The sequence below is a fragment of the Mesorhizobium sp. Arg314 genome (assembly GCF_053714275.1).
In genome coordinates, this window is the sequence record NZ_JBSKBP010000035.1 from 1 (window position 1) to 16570 (window position 16570).

The window sequence follows — 16570 nt, forward strand, 5'->3', positions numbered from 1 at the left end:
CTCCCAGCATGAATGTTGAATCAGAACTGCGATGATTTGGGAATCCTACGACTCATATAAATCTCATCCCGCTCTAGACAATCCGGGACGGCGCGATTCATCAGGTCGCGCGTCCGCTGGATATGTTCCGGATTGAGGTCTGGACGATCCTTTATGAGATTTCGCGTCCACTCATCATGGATCTGTTCCGTCCATTTTCGACGGTACAGACGGCCACCCGTTGAGAGTTCTATGAGCAGATCTCGCAGCGGGGCTGGATAAAGAACGCAAGCGTCGAGGACGGCGGTATATGGAGAGGTCTTAATAGCCCATCCCCAGTTCCTGGGCTTGGGCGGCGAGTTCCTCCATTACCCTTTTCCGCTCCTCCTCAGCATTGTTACGGTAGGTCGCCAAATCGCTGAATTTTACGCGCCGATGGGTGCCGACCATGTTAAACGGGAGCTTACCCTCTTCAAGTAGGCGAACAAGATATGGCCTCGATACATTGAGGTGGTCGGCTGCCTCCTGCGTCGTGAGCTCTGCGTGAATGGGGATTATCGTAACGGCATTCCCCTGACCCATTTCCGTAAGCAGATGATAAAGCAAATCACCCACGCTCTTAGGCAGGCGCAAAGTCTCGTTGCCTACCTGAACCCGCAATTCAGCGCCTTCGTGCTTGGTGCGCGAAAGCTGGCGGCTTGCCTGTGCGGCCAATTCGGCGTCAGCGGCCGACGGCAGGATCGGTCGCTCTAGCTGCTTGGTCATTGTCCATTTCCTTGATCGTCGCCGCATATAACACTGCGAATCACTATTCGCAATATTCGAAATAAACGCAATAAGTGGACGGACGGTTCCCGAAATCGTTCCATGCTCCAGTCCGACTCACCTGTGCATTTGAATTTGGCGAGGTCCTGCGCCTCGATATTTTCACGTCCACCGTTGAGGCGGCTAAGAGCCCGGCGCATTCGCTAGACCAGCAACTAGTCCACTGAATACGCGACAACGTATCGGTCGCATTTCCATAGCGAGTTCCCCCAGTTTCAAGACCAAGGCAACTGGCTGTCATAGTCCCACTCGGACGGAAACGGAGCGATCCGCGCGGGGCCTATCCTGGCGCTTCTTGTTGGGGCTTTCGAGACACGATAACGATCACCGACGCCGTCATGCATTGCCGAGGCACCGTCAACCGGCAGCGAGACACACTCGATTGAGATTGGCCACCGACCGGCATCTTCATAAGGTCAGCGAATGATCCGGCGCCCTCTGCGGATGGCGAACGAAAAACCGCATACCGGAGCCATCAAGTCGCGCGCGGGTTCGTCGATGCAAACGCTCGGGCCAATTTCGAAAGCGGCTACCGATTGCGTGGAATTTCTGTTGCCGGGCCGGATCGGGCGCAGGTCGCCAAATCTTCTCGCCCCATCCAGTCCTGGCCAGCACCGAAGCGGTCTCTTCGATTGGTGTTTCTGGTCTGAAGGACGGCTTCGCCTCGATCGCCTGTGACGCAACGACGCTCCGCGACTTTCTTCCCCTGCCGGCTGCGCCGTCATTCCTCGCGCAACAACAAAGTCGCTTCCGCGCCATCCTCCGCTTCGCTTCGGCCCCAAGGGTGCGCCGTCAATCGCCTCCGACCTCTCGACCACCATCGAGACCGCAATGGTGCGGCTCGAAGCAGACAGGATCAAGGAGAATTATCATGGCTACCATCGGCACCTTCAAGAAGTCCGGCAACAACGAGTTCACTGGCGAAATCGTCACTCTCAGCGTTCAGGCCCGCGGCGTCCGCATCGTCCCCGAAACCCGCACCAGCGGCGAGAACGCCCCCAGCCACCGGGTCTTCGTAGGCCGCGCCGAGATCGGCGCCGCCTGGTCCAAGCAGTCCAACGAGGGCCGCGATTATCTGGGCCTCAAGCTCGACGATCCGAGCTTCACCGCCCCGATCTTCGCCAACCTGTTCAATGACGAGGACGGTGAGGGCTACAGCCTGATCTGGTCCCGCCCGAGCCGCCGCAACGCAGAATAGGAGGCTCCATAGGTTCCGCCCGGGCCAACCGGGCGGAACCTCAACCGGCCAACCGGAGCCGGTGGCGCGAGGCGAGCGCGATGCCAGTACAGCATCGAGTGATGCTCGCCGAGCCTCCTCCGCTGCCGACGTGACATCTATAGGATTTGTGCATTACGTCTCGCCCATGGGGGAGTGCACATCATGATTGAGCCGTTCGACGACACCGCTCCAACTGGGGACGAGCTCACCGATTATGATCGCCGCCATATCAAGCTCTACATGCGCTTGTTTGACGCCGACGCCGATGGCGCCGATTGGCGGGAGGTGGTCAAGGTCCTCTTCGGGATCGATCCGAAAGAGGAGCCGCGGCGCGCCCAACAGGTTTACGACGGCCATCTGGCGCGGGCGCGCTGGATGACGCGAACCGGCTACCGTCTCCTCCTGCGCAAGACCGAAACCTAGCGAAACATCGTCGCCACGGTGATGCTGAAAAAGCATCACTCGATGCCTATTCAGGGTCTTCCGCCAATTGCAATCGCTGGGAATCGATTCGGGCACAACTTGCAGCCTGATGAGGACCGCACGATGAAGCCGGATACGTCACGTTGGCGGGACAACACCAGCTATGACTTCTTCGACAGCTTACCAGTCGAAGGGCTGGCCTGGGAGTGCCTGCGCCGTTGGAATTCGTATCAGCGCCTCTACGCCGCGCTCGCCCGTTCGGGAGCGGAAACCCAACCGTTTCCAACAGAAGCGCAGAAACGCTGGGGGTTGCGATTTCGCCGCTCGTCCCGACCTGTCCTCCTTAGCGCAAGACATTTTGTGGTCACCACTTGCCAACCCCGCAGTGCTGGCCCTCGTGCCTTCACCGGATTTCCTGTCATCCGACCCTTCCACGGGGCTCGCCGGGATAGGTGCTTATCACGACAGTCCGGAGGGGTCGCACGCCATCCATAACAGCGGCATCGCAACGCAGCTTCTGCTCTTTCCGGCTGAGGAAGCGACTTGTTCCCGCGCGGCCCTGATTCCGCTGGATTCCGAGACCCTGGGGCGAGTCGAGGCTCTGGTCCGTTTCTGGCGCGGCCATAGGAGGCGGCCTGTACCGCCCGATACGCGAATGACTGTTCAGCAGAGGCGCCGCCTGCGCTTGATGATGCGGGCCACCGATGGTCGCACCAGCGGCGCCAGCTATCGTGAAATCGCGACCACTTTCTACGGGGCGGGGCGTGTTGCCTCCAATCCCTGGAAAACCTCGTCGCTTCGCAGCACCGTGATCGGTCTCGTCAAGGGCGGAAGAGCCATGATCGCCGGCGGCTATTTGCAATTGCTGCGCCATCGCAAGCGCTCATAGCGCTCCTGGGGTGGGAATATTGCACCCCCCAATCTTCCCCATCCTCTGCGAAGCCGTCCTTCCGCCACAGTGGTCGCTGCCCGCCGCTTAGCACCAGCGGTTCTCAAAACCCTCTCGGAGGCTCGATACATGCGACCAGATCTAGCCGTTTTGCCACCGCGCTTTCTGCGCACCAAGGAAGCCGCCGAGTTCCTCAGCCTGTCGTCCCGCACGCTCGAGAAACACCGTACCTACGGCACCGGTCCTGGCTATCGCAAACTCGGCGGCCGTGTCGTCTACGCCGTGGACGATCTCCAGGCCTGGGCTGAGCGCGGCGCGGTGACCTCGACTTCGGACCCGCGCGGCTCAGTCCTTCCGGCCAAGCGCCATCCACCAGCGGCTCCGACGCCGGCCGGACGTTATGGGCGCTGAATTGAGCCCGGCGCGAAGGCGCCGCGGGTCCACCACGTCGGCATCACTTCAGCAGCTACATCACGCGGCTGCTTCCCCGCGAAATCAGGAGAGACCAATGGGCACTGTCGTTGACTTCCGTTCAGGTCGATCGGTGATCGGCGCGATGGACGATGACGGCTTGACCCACGTCGAACTGACATGGGTCGAGAAGAAGATCGAATACTGGATTCGCTTCGGTTCGGTCGCTCAGGAAAAGATTCTCGACCGCCACCGGCGCATTGTCTCGTTTCGGCCGGGCACCGTCTTTGCCTTCGTTCGGTGGGCCGCGAACGACTTCGGCACGATCATTTCCCGCATCGATATCGTGCGCGCTGTTGCCGAGGGCGAGGCACACCAGACGCTGCCTTTCGTGCGACCCGGCGGCGACATCATGCTCAGGTGTGACGGCTGGCCCAAGGTGGAGCGGGTATTGCAGCTGATCGATGCCATCGAGCAACTCGGCATCGATCCGGAAGCGGTCTCGGTCGATCACTGGCGGCATGTCCACAACCGATTGACGGCGGGCCAGGAGCCACGCACCTACACGTTGGATCTTCACCGCGCCCATTTGCTCCGGCGACGGGTCCAGCCATGACGCGGCTCGCGATTGTCCTCGCGACGGTCTTGGCGACCACGGCCACGCTCTGTCCCACGTTTACCGCGGTGTCGCCGAGGTTCATCTGGAATGCTTCAGCCAGCACACCAATTGGCCTGTACCTGATCGAAGGCGGCAGGACGCTTTCGGCGAACGATCTCGTAGCCGCTGAGCCGCCCGAACCGCTCGCAACATGGCTTGCCGACCGCGGCTATCTGCCGAAGAGCGTGCTGCTCATCAAGCACATCCTTGCGGTTTCAGGCCAAACCGTGTGCCGCAAAGAGCTGATCATTTCAGTCGATGGCACTGACGTCGGTATGGCGCTCCAACGCGATCGCGCCGGTCGCGACCTGCCGGATTGGCAGGGCTGCCGGCGCATTCCTGCCGGCACCGTTTTCCTGATGAACAGCCAAGTCCGCGACAGCTTCGACGGACGCTACTTCGGCCTCCTCCCCACTGATCAAATCATCGGCCGCGCGGTTCCGCTGTGGACGGACGAGCTGGGCGGCGGCCACTTCCAATGGCGTGCGCCCGCGCGGTGAGCGCGCCACCGGCGGCGCCCTCCGTGCCGTCCGATCGTCACCGCGGACATCAACGACAGGAGATAGGAAATGCCACAGATCGGCGAGTTCATCAGCCATCAGACCGGGTATTCGGGACGAATCCGCACGCTCAGCCTCAACCTTGAGATTGCAATCGTCGCTGCCGAAGCGAGCGAGACAGACAACGCGCCCGACTATCGTGTGCACGCTGGTGGCGAAGACGGCGTCGCGATTGGCGCCGGTTGGAGACACTCCAGCGAAAAGGCGGGAGAGTTCATATCGCTGCAGATCGACGACCCGACTTTCGCGCAGCCGATCCGCGCCTATCTGTTCCAAAACGGCGCTGACAAAACATCCTGGTCGTTGCAGTGGTCGCGTCTGCGTGACCGCGCCGAGAAGGACTAGGCGATGTTGGCGCGCCGTCAGTCGACGAACCAGTTGCGAACGCCTGTGTTGCCTCGCGCTAGCCGACGTTCAGCTCTGCTTGTGCTTGCCGGGCTCTGCTTCACGTGCATCGTTCCCGCGACTGCACCGGCGCAGAGCCTGCCAGTCGGAACGTCGACGGCGCGCAGTCACTACGAGACCCACATAGCGGAAGCGGCGCGCCGCTTCCGCCTTCCGCCGGGCTGGATCCGCGCCGTCCTTGGCGCTGAAAGCGCCGGCGATCAACGCGCCACATCGCGCAAGGGCGCCATGGGTCTGATGCAGATTGTGCCCAACACCTGGTCCGACCTGCGCGCGCGTTATCGACTTGGCACCGATCCCTACGATCCGCACGACAACATCATCGCGGGCTCGGCCTACATCCGCGAGTTGGTTGATCGCTACGGATCGCCCGGCTGGATCGCGGCGTATAATGCAGGCCCAGGACGCTACGAGGCGTCGCTGCAAGGCAGGCGGCTGCCTCTGGAGACGCGCGTCTACGTCGCCGTCGTTACGTCCACCATACTCAGCGACGGTGCACCGAAGACGCACAGTCCGGCAGGCCCAGCGGAGTATGGGTGGAAGGACGTTTCGCTCTTCGCCCCGCAGCCAATCAGCAAGCCAGACTATGGTTCGATGCAACTGGAACGACCCCGCGATGATCCTTCAGAGGTTCGGCCCACGGACGGATTGGCGGACGCTACGCCGCGATCGACCGGTCTGTTCGCACCGCAGGTGAGCGAAAGGTCGGCGCCATGAGCTTCCTCAACGCGCTTCGCAACATTTCGTGCTCAAGCGGGTCATGGCGTGCGGGAAGAGGAGATGCAAGCAATACGACCGAGGGATGGCTAGATAAAAGCCCGCACATTGTGCGACGGCCGGTCGGTTGTTTTTGGGGGATTTTCAGGTGCCTTGCGCACGTTGCGGCCCTTCGGCGCAATGTGCGCGGAACGCCCAAGACTTTGTATCCGCATCCTCTTCTCCAAGTTGGAGGATAGCGGCATGGCCGATGAGCGCGAGCTTCGCATTCGACCCGGGCGCATTCGTTCAAACCGCGGTCAGGCTGCGCGGCCGTTCATCGCACAGGCACTGGCGGCAGCGAAGAAGGCCGGCGGAAACATCTCCCGCACCGGTCAAATCAGTCCTGGCAATCGATCCCGCTTCGGCCGAGGGCGGATCGCCAACATCCGGGCCAACCGCCTGCTGACCAGCCGCTCTCGCGTGACGGTCATTAAGACCCGTGTGGTTCGCCACTCCGCGTGCGCAGTCCCGCTCACCGCGCATCTTAGCTACCTGCGGCGTGAGGGCGTTACCCGTGAGACGGGACAGCCCCGCATGTTCGGCCCCGACACCGATGATGCGAGTGTCAAGGAGTTTGCCGAGCGCTGCGATGGCGATCGCCACCATTTCCGCTTCATCATCTCGCCGGAAGACGCCACGGATATGGCTGATCTCAAATCCTTCACCCGCGACTTGATGGGGCAGGTGGAGAAGGACTTGGGCTCGAAGCTCGATTGGGTCGCGGCGGACCACTGGAACACCGACAATCCCCATATCCACGTCATCTTGCGTGGGCGCACAGATGATGGCCAGGATCTCGTAATCTCACGCGACTATATCAAGGAAGGCATGCGCGCCCGTGCTGCCGATCTCGTTACGCAGGAACTCGGCCCCCGTTCCGATCTCGACATCCGCCGCAATTTGCAGCGGCAGATCGAAGCCGAACGCTGGACCCAGCTTGACCGGCAACTGCTGCGCGACTTTTCCAGCACTGGCGTCATCGATCTTGCCCCGTATGCTCATAGACAGCCCGACGAGTATCACGTGCAGAAGGTCGGCCGCCTGCGCAAGCTCCAGGCCCTTGGCCTTGCCGATCAGGTTGCGCCAGGCCAATGGGTGATTGACGATCGGGCCGAGACGACCCTGCGTGAGCTCGGCGAGCGCGGCGACATCATAAGGCGAATGCATCGCGCTTTGACCGAGAGGGGGATCGAGCGTGGCCTGGGCAATTATGTTTTGGCCGCCGAAAGCCTCGATAAACCCATTGTCGGTCGGCTACTCGATCGCGGTCTCGACGACGAGTTGAGCGGCACTGCTTATGCCGTGGTCGACAGCGTCGACGGGCGCGCGCACCACATCAGACTTGGCGATCTTGAGGCAACCGGCGACGGCCCTCCGGGGTCGATTGTCGAACTGCGCACGTTCGAGGACGCGAGAGGCCAGCGTCGGGTCGCGCTCGCCGTCCGCTCCGATCTTGGTGTGCATGAACAGATCACGGCAACAGGAGCAACCTGGCTTGATCGACAGGCCATCGCTCGCGAGCCTGCCGCCTTGAGCACGGCTGGCTTCGGCGCCGAGGTTCATCAGGCTATGGAACAGCGGGCTGATTACCTCGTCGGCGAAGGCCTAGCGAAACGTCTCGGCGGGCGCGTCGTTTTCAGCCGTAACCTGATCGAAACGCTGCGCCGCCGGGAACTCGAATTGGTCGGTGAGAAGCTCGCGGCTGAGACCGGCCTGCCCTTCGAACGTCGCGCCAGCGCAACCTACGTCGCGGGCATCTACCGCCAGCGCTTGTCGCTTGCTTCCGGCCGCTTTGCCATGGTCGACGACGGCCTTGGCTTCCAGCTCGTGCCTTGGTCGCCCTCGCTCCAAAAACATCTCGGTCAGCATGTCTCCGGTGTCTCCCGTGAGGACGGAGGCGTCGACTGGAGCTTTGGCCGCAAGCGTGGGCTCGGCCTCTGATTAAGACAAGAAAGGACCGCCATCATGTCGGCCACGAAAATCCTCTGGGGTCAGATACTCACTGTCTCCTTGATCGTGCTGTTGGCGACTTGGACGGCGACGCAATGGACGGCATGGAGGCTGGGGTTCCAGGCCCAACTCGGTCCGCCCTGGTTCGAGCTCGCAGGTTGCCCCGTCTACTATCCACCCGCTTTGTTCTGGTGGTGGTATTTCTACGATGCCTACGCCCCGAATATCTTCGTGGAAGGCGGGTTGATTGCCGTCTCCGGTGGCTTCCTGTCGATCGTTGTCGCGATCGGCATGTCGGTTTGGCGCGCACGCGAAGCCAAGAATGTCCAGACCTATGGTTCGGCGCGGTGGGCGGACAGGAGGGAGGTGGAGGGCGCCGGTCTGCTCGGCGCCGATGGTGTGGTGCTCGGCCGCTATGACCGCCATTACCTCCGCCACGACGGGCCTGAGCATGTGCTGTGCTTCGCCCCGACCCGGTCGGGGAAGGGTGTCGGCCTGGTGGTGCCTTCGCTACTAACCTGGCCGGGGTCGGCGATCGTCCACGACATCAAGGGTGAGAACTGGCAACTCACCGCCGGCTTTCGTGCCATGCACGGCCGCGTGCTGCTTTTCGATCCGACCAATTCGAAATCGTCGGCCTACAATCCTCTCCTGGAAGTCCGCCGCGGCGAATGGGAGGTTCGCGACGTCCAAAACATTGCCGACATTCTGGTTGATCCGGAAGGCAGCCTGGAGAAGCGCAACCACTGGGAAAAGACCAGCCACGCGCTTTTGGTGGGCGCGATCCTTCACGTTCTCTACGCCGAGAAGGACAAGACCCTGGCCGGTGTCGCCGCCTTCCTCTCCGATCCGAAGCGCCCGATCGAGACCACGCTTGCGGCAATGATGAAGACGCCCCATCTCAGCGAGGCGGGTCCGCATCCGGTCATCGCAAGCGCGGCGCGCGAACTGCTCAACAAATCCGACAACGAACGCTCCGGTGTGCTCTCCACCGCGATGTCCTTCCTCGGTCTCTACCGCGACCCCGTCGTGGCAGAGGCGACGCGGCGCTGCGACTGGCGGATCAGCGACATCGTCGGCGGCAAACAACCGGCAACGCTCTACCTTGTCGTGCCTCCCTCAGACATCAATAGGACAAAACCGCTCATCCGCCTCATCCTCAATCAGATCGGACGCCGCCTGACTGAAGAGCTGCATGCCAAAAAAGGCCGGCACCGGCTATTGCTCATGCTCGATGAATTTCCAGCACTCGGCCGTCTCGACTTCTTCGAGAGCGCGCTGGCCTTCATGGCCGGCTATGGTTTGAAAAGCTTCCTCATCGCCCAGTCGCTGAACCAGATCGAGAAGGCCTATGGCCCGAACAACTCGATCCTCGACAACTGCCATGTTCGTGTGAGCTTTGCCACGAACGATGAAAGGACTGCCAAACGTGTGTCCGACGCGCTCGGCACGGCAACCGAAATGCGGGCGATGAAGAATTATGCCGGCCACCGGCTCTCGCCCTGGCTCGGACATCTCATGGTGTCGCGGCAGGAGACAGCCCGCCAGTTGCTGACCCCTGGCGAGATCATGCAGCTTCCACCGACCGACGAGATCGTGATGGTGGCGGGCACGCTGCCGATCAGGGCGAAGAAGGCGCGCTACTACGAGGATGCCCGCTTCCGGGACCGCGTGTTGCCGCCGCCCGAACTGGCCCGATCCGAACAGGGCGATCTTGACGAGTGGACCCAATTGCCGCTTCCAACCCGCACGGAGGTTGCCGAGAGTACAGACACGCCACGGCAGGACGACGGAGATCCAACCGGGTCGGAGCTGCGGCTGCAGCCCGAACTCAATCGTTCGCTCCCAGTTGAGAAAATGGCTCCGATCGATAATGAGTTCGAGGTCGAGCCGCCGGACGACAGCGACGACGACGAAGCTGTCAGAAATCGACGCCTGAATCGCCTCATACGGGGTGTAGCGCGGCAGGTTTCGCTCGATCCCGATGACGGTATGGACTTGTAGCCGCCATGTCCGCCCGCAAGAAGAAGGTGCAGATCTCTGTCTATCTCGATCAGGTAGTCATGACGATGTTGGCGGATTACGCGGCGCGTCGCGAACAATCCCAGTCGATGATCGCGGAAGCTGCCATCGCATCGTTCCTGTCGCCGGACGCGGATGAGCGTCGCGAGGCGGCGATCGCCAAACGCCTCGACCAGATCGACCGCCGCCTGACCAGGCAGGAGCGCGACATCGGTATCGCGGTCGAGACACTTGCCGTGTTCGTCCGCTTCTGGCTCGCGACGACACCAGCTTTGCCGGAGCCCGCCGCCCAGGCGGCGCGTGCCAAGGCGGCCGAACGCTACGAGGCCTTCGTCGCGGCCTTGGGCAGGCGCCTGGCGAAGGGCCCGAAACTGCGCCAGGAGATTTCGGAGGATATCAATCCAGCTGATGACAAAGGCATGCCATCTTCCGCCGGAATTTAGCCTGTCGTTCATTGCCAGTTGCTGATTGAGGCGGGACGGCGATCCGCCGGGGGGCTGGACATTCCACGTGACGTTGACCTGGCAGCGATCGCCTAATCAGCGGGGAGTATGGCGGTTGTCTTCCCCGACATGCCTTGATCCGTCAATTCACCCAGAAAGCGACTGAAGGGCACGATGTCCAGGTGGACACTGGCCTGCTCCAGTGCAGCCATGTAGGCAGAGCGGCGTTGGACGGGAATGACAGCCCAGGGATAACCGCCGGCCGCCATCATGACATTCATCAGGAACCGTCCCATGCGACCGTTTCCATCCATGTACGGATGGATATAAACGAAGATGAAATGGCCAAGGACGACACGCACCGCCGGATGCTCCTCCGTCTCGAGCATCTCCAGGAAAACGGGCATCGCATCCCGCACGGCGTTGGGTGGCAGCGGAACATGCATGGAATTGCGAATAAAAACGCGTTCACTGCGATAGCCAGCCAAGTCACCGGGTTTGACGATACCGGCGGCAACGCTGGGTGCGAATAACTCGCGGTACCACCCGCCATGATCGTCATCGACGACGCTGCCAGGGTTTTTGTTGGCCAGCACGGACCCAACGCTGCGCTTTACCGCTTCGAAGGCCTGGTAGTAACCGCGCGCCGCGAGCGCGTCGCGGTGAGCGCCGTCCTGCGCATTCTCGTCGGGGGTCCAGGAGCCGCTGCGCACCCGCTCTATCAGTTCGGGGCTGACCCGGTACCCTTCGATGGAAAGCGAGTGGTAGGCGTCGGTGACATACATGTCGTCAACGCGTCGGAGATAGCCATCGACATCGTTCGGGCGGCCTGGCGCCTCCGGAAAATTGTCGATCACTGCACCACGCATCTCCTGCCACATCAGCCTGATCCGTCCGGCATAAGGTGACGTCTCGCGGCGCGGCAGCGACAATTCCATCTGTGTATCGAACGGATCGGTCTCGCGAATCGTGTAATCGGCGGCCTGCATGCTGCGGACAATGTCGTCTGCGATCCGTTCGCGGCCGATGTTGCGAAAAGCACCAGCGAGACGGCCGGCAATTGTGCTGTGGCCTCCTTCCAGAAGTCGCGTGAGAATTTCCGATGCATCCGAAAACATCGCCAATGCCGTCCGCGCATCGGTCGGTTTTTGGGCGAAGAAGCTGGGGGAGGCTTCGACGAGCGCCGCCGGCAAGGCGTAGAGACGAAGGCCGTCGATCTCGGCAATATCGTTAGCGACCGGCATTTTGGCCCGGACGTCGAAAATCGACGTGTCGTGCAAAAGCGCCGTGGGTTTGTTGCCCCCGGCCGGCGATCGCACCAGCAATTGCCTCGGGACGCCACGATTGCCCGCATGGAAGGAGAGGGAGGGTTCGGGGGCGATGCACCAGTCCCTGTCGAAGCGATCATTCAAATAACTGACGCAGAAGTCCCAGAACGAGGCGCACCAGCCCGTGGTCTCGCCCTGACGCTGGTGAGGACTGGACGAGACATACCAGCCTTTCATGACTTCTTGCAGGAAGCCATTTTTGACAAGCCGTTCGCGATGGGTACGGGATAGGTCGGCTGAGCGAATAGCAACGGCGTGCCGGTCCTGAAGTGCCTTGAGCGCGGCGAGCGCCTCGGCCAATTTCTCATGCGGCGGTGCCATTTTTGGGCGATCCTCAGGTTTTCGTGTTGCGCGCTAATTAGGTTTTTGCACCGCGCTTTAATTAGGGAATAATGTTGAGCGACAATTAGGGTATTATGTTGCACCATGGTTAGGGTATTGTGCAAGGTCGTTCAAAAAAATCTGCGGAACGTGCTTGATCCTGCGCCACCGAACCGCTGATCTCCGCTTCGGCCATTGCCAACGTTGCCGATGTCGATGAACGTCGCGAGGCCGCGATCACGAAGCGCCTCCGCCAAGTCGACAGGCGTCTCGACCGACAGGACGCGATATTGGCATCGCGGTCGAGACCCTCGCGGTGTTCGTTTGCTTGTGGCTCGCGACCACACCCGCCTTGCCGGAGCCCGCGGCCCAGGCCGCGCGCGCCAAGGCGACCGAACGATACGACGCCTTCGTCACGGTCTTGGGGAGGCGCCTGACGAAGGGACCGAAACTGCAGCAGGAGATTTCGGAGGCCGTCAATCCGATCGACGATGATGGGATGCAATGAAGGGCGATGGCTGTCTTCGTCATCACCATGGCGGCCGGCACCGCGAAGGACAACGACGGCGGTGATGCTGATGATGATCAGCAGGCGATGAGCAAAGCTCGCAGTCGTGACGCTTTTAGTCATCGCCACGCCATCAGCGCTGCCTCAGCGGAGAGGCAGTCGGCAGCCACGCCATGAGCGCTGATTGTACCCATCTGGATAGAGGCCTTCGGTGGCTTTGCATTTCTTCTTTGCCGACCTGTGATCATGATAAACTTGCATCAGCAAGCAGAAGCGCTCGCTTGCCTATTGCCGACCTGACTGACCCGACAAGCTGTTCGGGAAAGCCGCGCCGCAATTTGGAGATCACGGCCTCGGCCTGCTTCTCCGCGTTTGCGGAAATGTCTTCGAAAATCCTGCGTATGGCAGGCGTCCCCACGCCAGCAATATCAGCGGTCTGCATGAAGTGGCGGGGCATAATCTCATGCACCGAATAGTGCCGGCTCTTGCCGACTGACATTGCCAGCTTGAATTTCTTGCGGGGAATCTGTCCGGCATCCAGGCTGGGCTGCGCTGTCAGTACGTCGTAGAGGGGCGTCATACGAAACCGTCCGCCAGGGCTTAGAAAGATACTGAAGTTCTTGGCATGGCCGTCGGTCGCGCCAATCAGCCAGAATATTATGCAAGCGCGCAGGAAGCCGGCGATGTCCTCGTCGGGCGTGTCACTGCCCTTCAGAAGCTCGACAATCTGAGCGATGCCAGGACCGCCCTCGGACTGATATTTGCGCGTGGGCGGCACCGATAGGGCTTGGCAGATATCCTCCTGCGGCAGGCGCAGAAGTCGGCCGTCGCGGGCCCACAGCCTGTCGAAGCGCTCGACGATCAGCGTGCGGCGCTCCCCGAAATCAGCGATCTCTGCCCGGGCCGCGGGAACGCCGAACGCCTCGAGCAGCTTGAGGCACAGATACTCGTTCTCAACGCTATTGGATAGGTCGATGCCGTTGGGCAACCGGCCGATCTGCGGTTTCAAGATGTGGGTGGTCGCAGCCGTGCCGATTGGCTTGAACCAGCGTCCGTCAGAGCGCAAGAGCGCCGTCTTTTCCTGCGCGCCCGCGATCGAGATGCGGAAATCCTCGTCCTCGCCAAGACCGAGAGGAGCGATAGCGAGGTTCTTGATTATCCCGGCGATCTCTCTGTTGCTGACGGGCTTGCCATCGCTGCTGCCGGGATTGCCGGGATCGATGCCATCGGGCAGGAATTGCAGCGCGCCGACACAATCATGGCCGACGGCGGCGAGCATGCTGTAGGCGTCGGTACCTTCCGCGCCTACGCGTTCGGCAACGCGCTTGCGGATGGCTTCATTGTCGGGAAGCAGGTTGTCGAAGACATTGATCACAGGCGCGCCGATATAGCGGTCCTCGCGCAACGGGAGGGAGAGCGAGACCGGGAAGGTGCCGCGCCAGTCCAGCCATTCGCCGGCGTATTGGAAGTCTATTGCGCCCGTCGGTTCCCTGCGCAGCACGCCCACCAGGCGCCCGTTCAGAAAGACGTTCAGCGGTGCGTGAACCGGCCGCCGCGCCATCAGAACAGGTCTTCGATGTCAGTGGCGCTGCCTTTGCTGCGCGCGCGAACGACGAGCTCAAGGTCGAGTGCGGATAAAGCGGCCATCAACGTGCGAAGCTGCACCGCGGGCTCGCCCGCTTCGAGGCGGGACACCGTGCCCTGGCGCAGGTGGATCTGGTCGCCAAGCGCCCCTTGCGTGAGGTCGGCTTGCCTGCGGGCGCGACGCAGGATGGCGCCGAGTTGCTTTTCATTGCGAGCGATCTGGTCGGTCATTGTAGCCTCCAAGCGCCAACATACGCGATCGCGTATAAAGTTTCAATATACGCGATCGCGTTTAAACCAGAGATATACGCGATCCCGTATAAATGCTAGGTATACGCGATCGCGTATGGTGCGCAATGATGGCTCTCGCAGCGTCGCGCTTGCGGTCGTCCCCTTTCCATCGGATAGAAAAATGAGATCAGGCAACAGTTGTTGTAGCCAGCCGGTCAGGCGTTGGCTTGGGAGTTCTCACGCCCGCGAACGGCTCATGCCTATAGGCTCTAAGTTCACCCGGCCCGACTGCAGAGGCGTTTCAAAGCGGTGGATGGCGCGATAGCGGCACCGCCGATCTCCTGTATTTGTACGCCACGCCACTACGACGATCGAAACTTGTTGAACCGGCCCGATTTCTGGTTCTCTTGATCATCCTCGAGCGGGGACGGCCTGAGTTGTCCCCGACTGAAACGGGGACTAGATCGTGGTTTCGCACAACAATTCCGAAGGCCGCGCGCGCAGTTCGCGCATGCTGCGCACAGCGCTCGGAGCCGAAATAACACGGCTCCTTGACGATCCCTCGGTCGTCGAAGTCATGCTGAACCCCGATGGCCGTATCTGGGTGGACCGCCTTGCCGAAGGTCTGGCCGAGACGGGAGAGGTGCTGTCTGCCGCCGATGGCGAGCGCATCGTGCGTCTCGTCGCCCATCACGTCGGTGCTGAGGTGCATCCGCGCTCTCCGAGGGTCTCTGCTGAATTGCCCGAAACCGGAGAACGCTTCGAAGGACTGCTGCCGCCGGTCGTTGCCGCGCCAGCCTTCGCAATCCGCAAGCCCGCTGTCGCGATCTTCACACTCGAAGACTACGTGGCGGCAAGCATCATGACAGCCGACCAGGCGACGACGCTACGCGCTGCCGTCGCTGCCCGCGCGAATATCCTCGTCGCCGGCGGCACATCCACGGGCAAGACGACCCTGACCAATGCCTTGCTGGCCGAGGTGGCGAAGGGGGCCGACCGCGTCGTCATCATCGAGGACACCCGCGAACTCCAGTGCGCCGCGCCCAACCTGGTCGCCATGCGGACAAAGGATGGTGTCGCCACACTCTCAGACCTGGTCCGATCCTCAATGCGCCTGCGACCAGACCGCATCCCGATCGGCGAAGTGCGCGGCGCCGAAGCTCTCGATCTTCTGAAGGCATGGGGCACCGGGCACCCTGGCGGCATCGGCACTATCCATGCCGGAACCGGGATCGGGGCGCTGCGCCGTCTTGAGCAACTCATCCAGGAAGCTGTCGTCACTGTTCCACGCGCGCTGATCGCCGAAACAATAGATCTAGTCGCTGTCCTGGCTGGCCGTGGTTCCGCGCGGCGGCTGACCGAACTCGCACGCATCGATGGGCTTGGACCCGACGGCGACTACCGCACCTCCCAGGCCACCCCGAACACCACAGGAGACAATTCATGATCAGCAAGCTTTCGCGCGAGCACCTGGCTACAGCGGCCACAACCCTCATCGTCTCTCTCATGGTAGCCCCGGCCGCCAATGCCGCCGGCTCGTCGATGCCGTGGGAGCAGCCGCTGGAGAAGATCCTTCAGTCGATCGAAGGCCCGGTCTCCAAGATCATTGCCGTGATCATCATCATCGTCACGGGGCTGACGCTTGCCTTTGGCGATACTTCCGGCGGTTTCCGGCGGCTGATCCAGATCGTCTTTGGCCTGTCGATCGCCTTCGCGGCGTCGAGCTTCTTCCTGTCGTTCTTCTCATTCGGCGGCGGGGCGCTGATCTGATGGCAATCGCTTTCGAACAACTCAACGCGGTGCCGGGGTTCACCGTCGCCGTTCATAGGGCACTGACCGAACACATCCTGCTCGGCGGCGCGCCGCGCTCCATCGCAATTCTGAACGGCACGCTGGCAGGCGCCGTTGGCCTCGGCCTGCGTCTGTGGCTGATCGGTCTCATCATCTGGGCCCTTGGGCATTTCACGGCGGTGTGGGCTGCAAAACGCGATCCCCTGTTCGTGGAAGTCGGCCGCCGGCATCTGCGCCTCCCCGCTCATCTGTCGGTTTGAGGGC

20 protein-coding genes and 1 pseudogene are annotated in these 16570 nt (G+C 61.7%); 17 read left to right on the plus strand and 4 right to left on the minus strand.

Features of this window, described 5'->3' with window-relative positions:
* Positions 1-300: 300 nt before the first annotated feature.
* Positions 301-744, minus strand: coding sequence for a helix-turn-helix domain-containing protein (locus ACWGS9_RS26795; RefSeq protein WP_454508070.1), 444 nt, complete (start codon positions 742-744; stop codon positions 301-303).
* Positions 745-1675: 931 nt separating this feature from the next.
* Between ACWGS9_RS26795 and ACWGS9_RS26800 the strand changes: the two genes are divergently transcribed.
* The 12 genes from ACWGS9_RS26800 to ACWGS9_RS26855 all read left to right on the plus strand — a co-directional run bounded on the left by ACWGS9_RS26800 (position 1676) and on the right by ACWGS9_RS26855 (position 10543).
* A complete protein-coding gene (locus tag ACWGS9_RS26800) occupies positions 1676-2002 on the plus strand; it encodes a DUF736 domain-containing protein (RefSeq protein WP_454508071.1) in 327 nt (108 codons plus the stop codon).
* Positions 2003-2185: 183 nt separating this feature from the next.
* A complete protein-coding gene (locus ACWGS9_RS26805) occupies positions 2186-2446 on the plus strand; it encodes a DNA -binding domain-containing protein (RefSeq protein ID WP_454508072.1) in 261 nt (86 codons plus the stop codon).
* 123 nt (positions 2447-2569) lie between these two features.
* Positions 2570-2941, plus strand: a complete 372-nt coding sequence (locus ACWGS9_RS26810; RefSeq protein ID WP_454508116.1) for a transcriptional regulator domain-containing protein — start codon at positions 2570-2572, stop codon at positions 2939-2941.
* The gene (locus ACWGS9_RS26815) at positions 2844-3335 is read left to right on the plus strand and encodes a DUF2285 domain-containing protein (RefSeq protein WP_454508117.1); all 492 of its coding nucleotides are present in this window, start codon (positions 2844-2846) and stop codon (positions 3333-3335) included. The genes ACWGS9_RS26810 and ACWGS9_RS26815 overlap by 98 nt, the downstream gene beginning before the upstream one ends.
* A 129-nt stretch (positions 3336-3464) precedes the next feature.
* Positions 3465-3746: a helix-turn-helix transcriptional regulator gene (locus tag ACWGS9_RS26820; RefSeq protein WP_454508073.1), complete on the plus strand. Its 282-nt coding sequence runs from the start codon at positions 3465-3467 to the stop codon at positions 3744-3746.
* 145 nt (positions 3747-3891) lie between these two features.
* Positions 3892-4362: a DUF2840 domain-containing protein gene (locus tag ACWGS9_RS26825; RefSeq protein ID WP_454508074.1), complete on the plus strand. Its 471-nt coding sequence runs from the start codon at positions 3892-3894 to the stop codon at positions 4360-4362.
* Entirely contained in the window at positions 4359-4904 is a 546-nt protein-coding gene (locus ACWGS9_RS26830) for a S26 family signal peptidase (protein WP_454508075.1), read from the plus strand. Before ACWGS9_RS26825 ends, ACWGS9_RS26830 begins: the two co-directional genes overlap by 4 nt.
* Before the next feature lie 69 nt (positions 4905-4973).
* Positions 4974-5309 (plus strand): DUF736 domain-containing protein, encoded by a 336-nt coding sequence (locus ACWGS9_RS26835; RefSeq protein ID WP_454508076.1) that lies wholly within the window; start codon positions 4974-4976, stop codon positions 5307-5309.
* A 3-nt stretch (positions 5310-5312) separates the two neighbouring features.
* Positions 5313-6086 (plus strand): lytic transglycosylase domain-containing protein, encoded by a 774-nt coding sequence (locus ACWGS9_RS26840; RefSeq protein WP_454508077.1) that lies wholly within the window; start codon positions 5313-5315, stop codon positions 6084-6086.
* 243 nt (positions 6087-6329) lie between these two features.
* Entirely contained in the window at positions 6330-8069 is a 1740-nt protein-coding gene (locus tag ACWGS9_RS26845) for a relaxase/mobilization nuclease domain-containing protein (RefSeq protein ID WP_454508078.1), read from the plus strand.
* A 24-nt stretch (positions 8070-8093) separates the two neighbouring features.
* On the plus strand, positions 8094-10082 hold the full coding sequence (locus tag ACWGS9_RS26850) for a conjugal transfer protein TraG (protein WP_454508079.1): 1989 nt from the start codon (positions 8094-8096) through the stop codon (positions 10080-10082).
* 5 nt (positions 10083-10087) lie between these two features.
* Complete coding sequence (locus ACWGS9_RS26855; protein ID WP_454508080.1) at positions 10088-10543, plus strand: CopG family transcriptional regulator; 456 nt, start codon at positions 10088-10090, stop codon at positions 10541-10543.
* Positions 10544-10635: 92 nt separating this feature from the next.
* Here ACWGS9_RS26855 and ACWGS9_RS26860 read toward each other — a convergent pair whose 3' ends face one another.
* A complete protein-coding gene (locus tag ACWGS9_RS26860; protein ID WP_454508081.1) occupies positions 10636-12192 on the minus strand; it encodes a Fic family protein in 1557 nt (518 codons plus the stop codon).
* A 176-nt stretch (positions 12193-12368) separates the two neighbouring features.
* Here ACWGS9_RS26860 and ACWGS9_RS26865 point away from each other — a divergent pair.
* Together ACWGS9_RS26865 and ACWGS9_RS26870 are read left to right on the plus strand one after the other, a co-directional pair.
* Positions 12369-12700 (plus strand): annotated as a pseudogene (locus ACWGS9_RS26865) (CopG family transcriptional regulator); the annotation flags it as partial.
* A gap of 6 nt (positions 12701-12706) precedes the next feature.
* Positions 12707-12877, plus strand: a complete 171-nt coding sequence (locus tag ACWGS9_RS26870) for a hypothetical protein (RefSeq protein WP_454508120.1) — start codon at positions 12707-12709, stop codon at positions 12875-12877.
* A gap of 67 nt (positions 12878-12944) precedes the next feature.
* On the opposite strand, the gene ACWGS9_RS26875 is transcribed toward ACWGS9_RS26870, so the two are convergent.
* A complete protein-coding gene (locus ACWGS9_RS26875; RefSeq protein ID WP_454508082.1) occupies positions 12945-14261 on the minus strand; it encodes a type II toxin-antitoxin system HipA family toxin in 1317 nt (438 codons plus the stop codon).
* Complete coding sequence (locus ACWGS9_RS26880; RefSeq protein ID WP_454508083.1) at positions 14261-14515, minus strand: helix-turn-helix domain-containing protein; 255 nt, start codon at positions 14513-14515, stop codon at positions 14261-14263. Before ACWGS9_RS26880 ends, ACWGS9_RS26875 begins: the two co-directional genes overlap by 1 nt.
* A gap of 511 nt (positions 14516-15026) precedes the next feature.
* Here ACWGS9_RS26880 and trbB point away from each other — a divergent pair.
* Genes trbB through ACWGS9_RS26895 form a run of 3 tightly spaced genes read left to right on the plus strand, consistent with a single transcriptional unit; the run spans position 15027 to position 16566 of the window.
* Positions 15027-15962: a P-type conjugative transfer ATPase TrbB gene (gene trbB, locus ACWGS9_RS26885; protein WP_454508118.1), complete on the plus strand. Its 936-nt coding sequence runs from the start codon at positions 15027-15029 to the stop codon at positions 15960-15962.
* On the plus strand, positions 15959-16285 hold the full coding sequence (locus ACWGS9_RS26890; RefSeq protein ID WP_454508084.1) for a TrbC/VirB2 family type IV secretion system protein: 327 nt from the start codon (positions 15959-15961) through the stop codon (positions 16283-16285). Before trbB ends, ACWGS9_RS26890 begins: the two co-directional genes overlap by 4 nt.
* Positions 16285-16566, plus strand: a complete 282-nt coding sequence (locus tag ACWGS9_RS26895; protein WP_454508085.1) for a VirB3 family type IV secretion system protein — start codon at positions 16285-16287, stop codon at positions 16564-16566. Before ACWGS9_RS26890 ends, ACWGS9_RS26895 begins: the two co-directional genes overlap by 1 nt.
* Positions 16567-16570 lie beyond the last annotated feature (4 nt).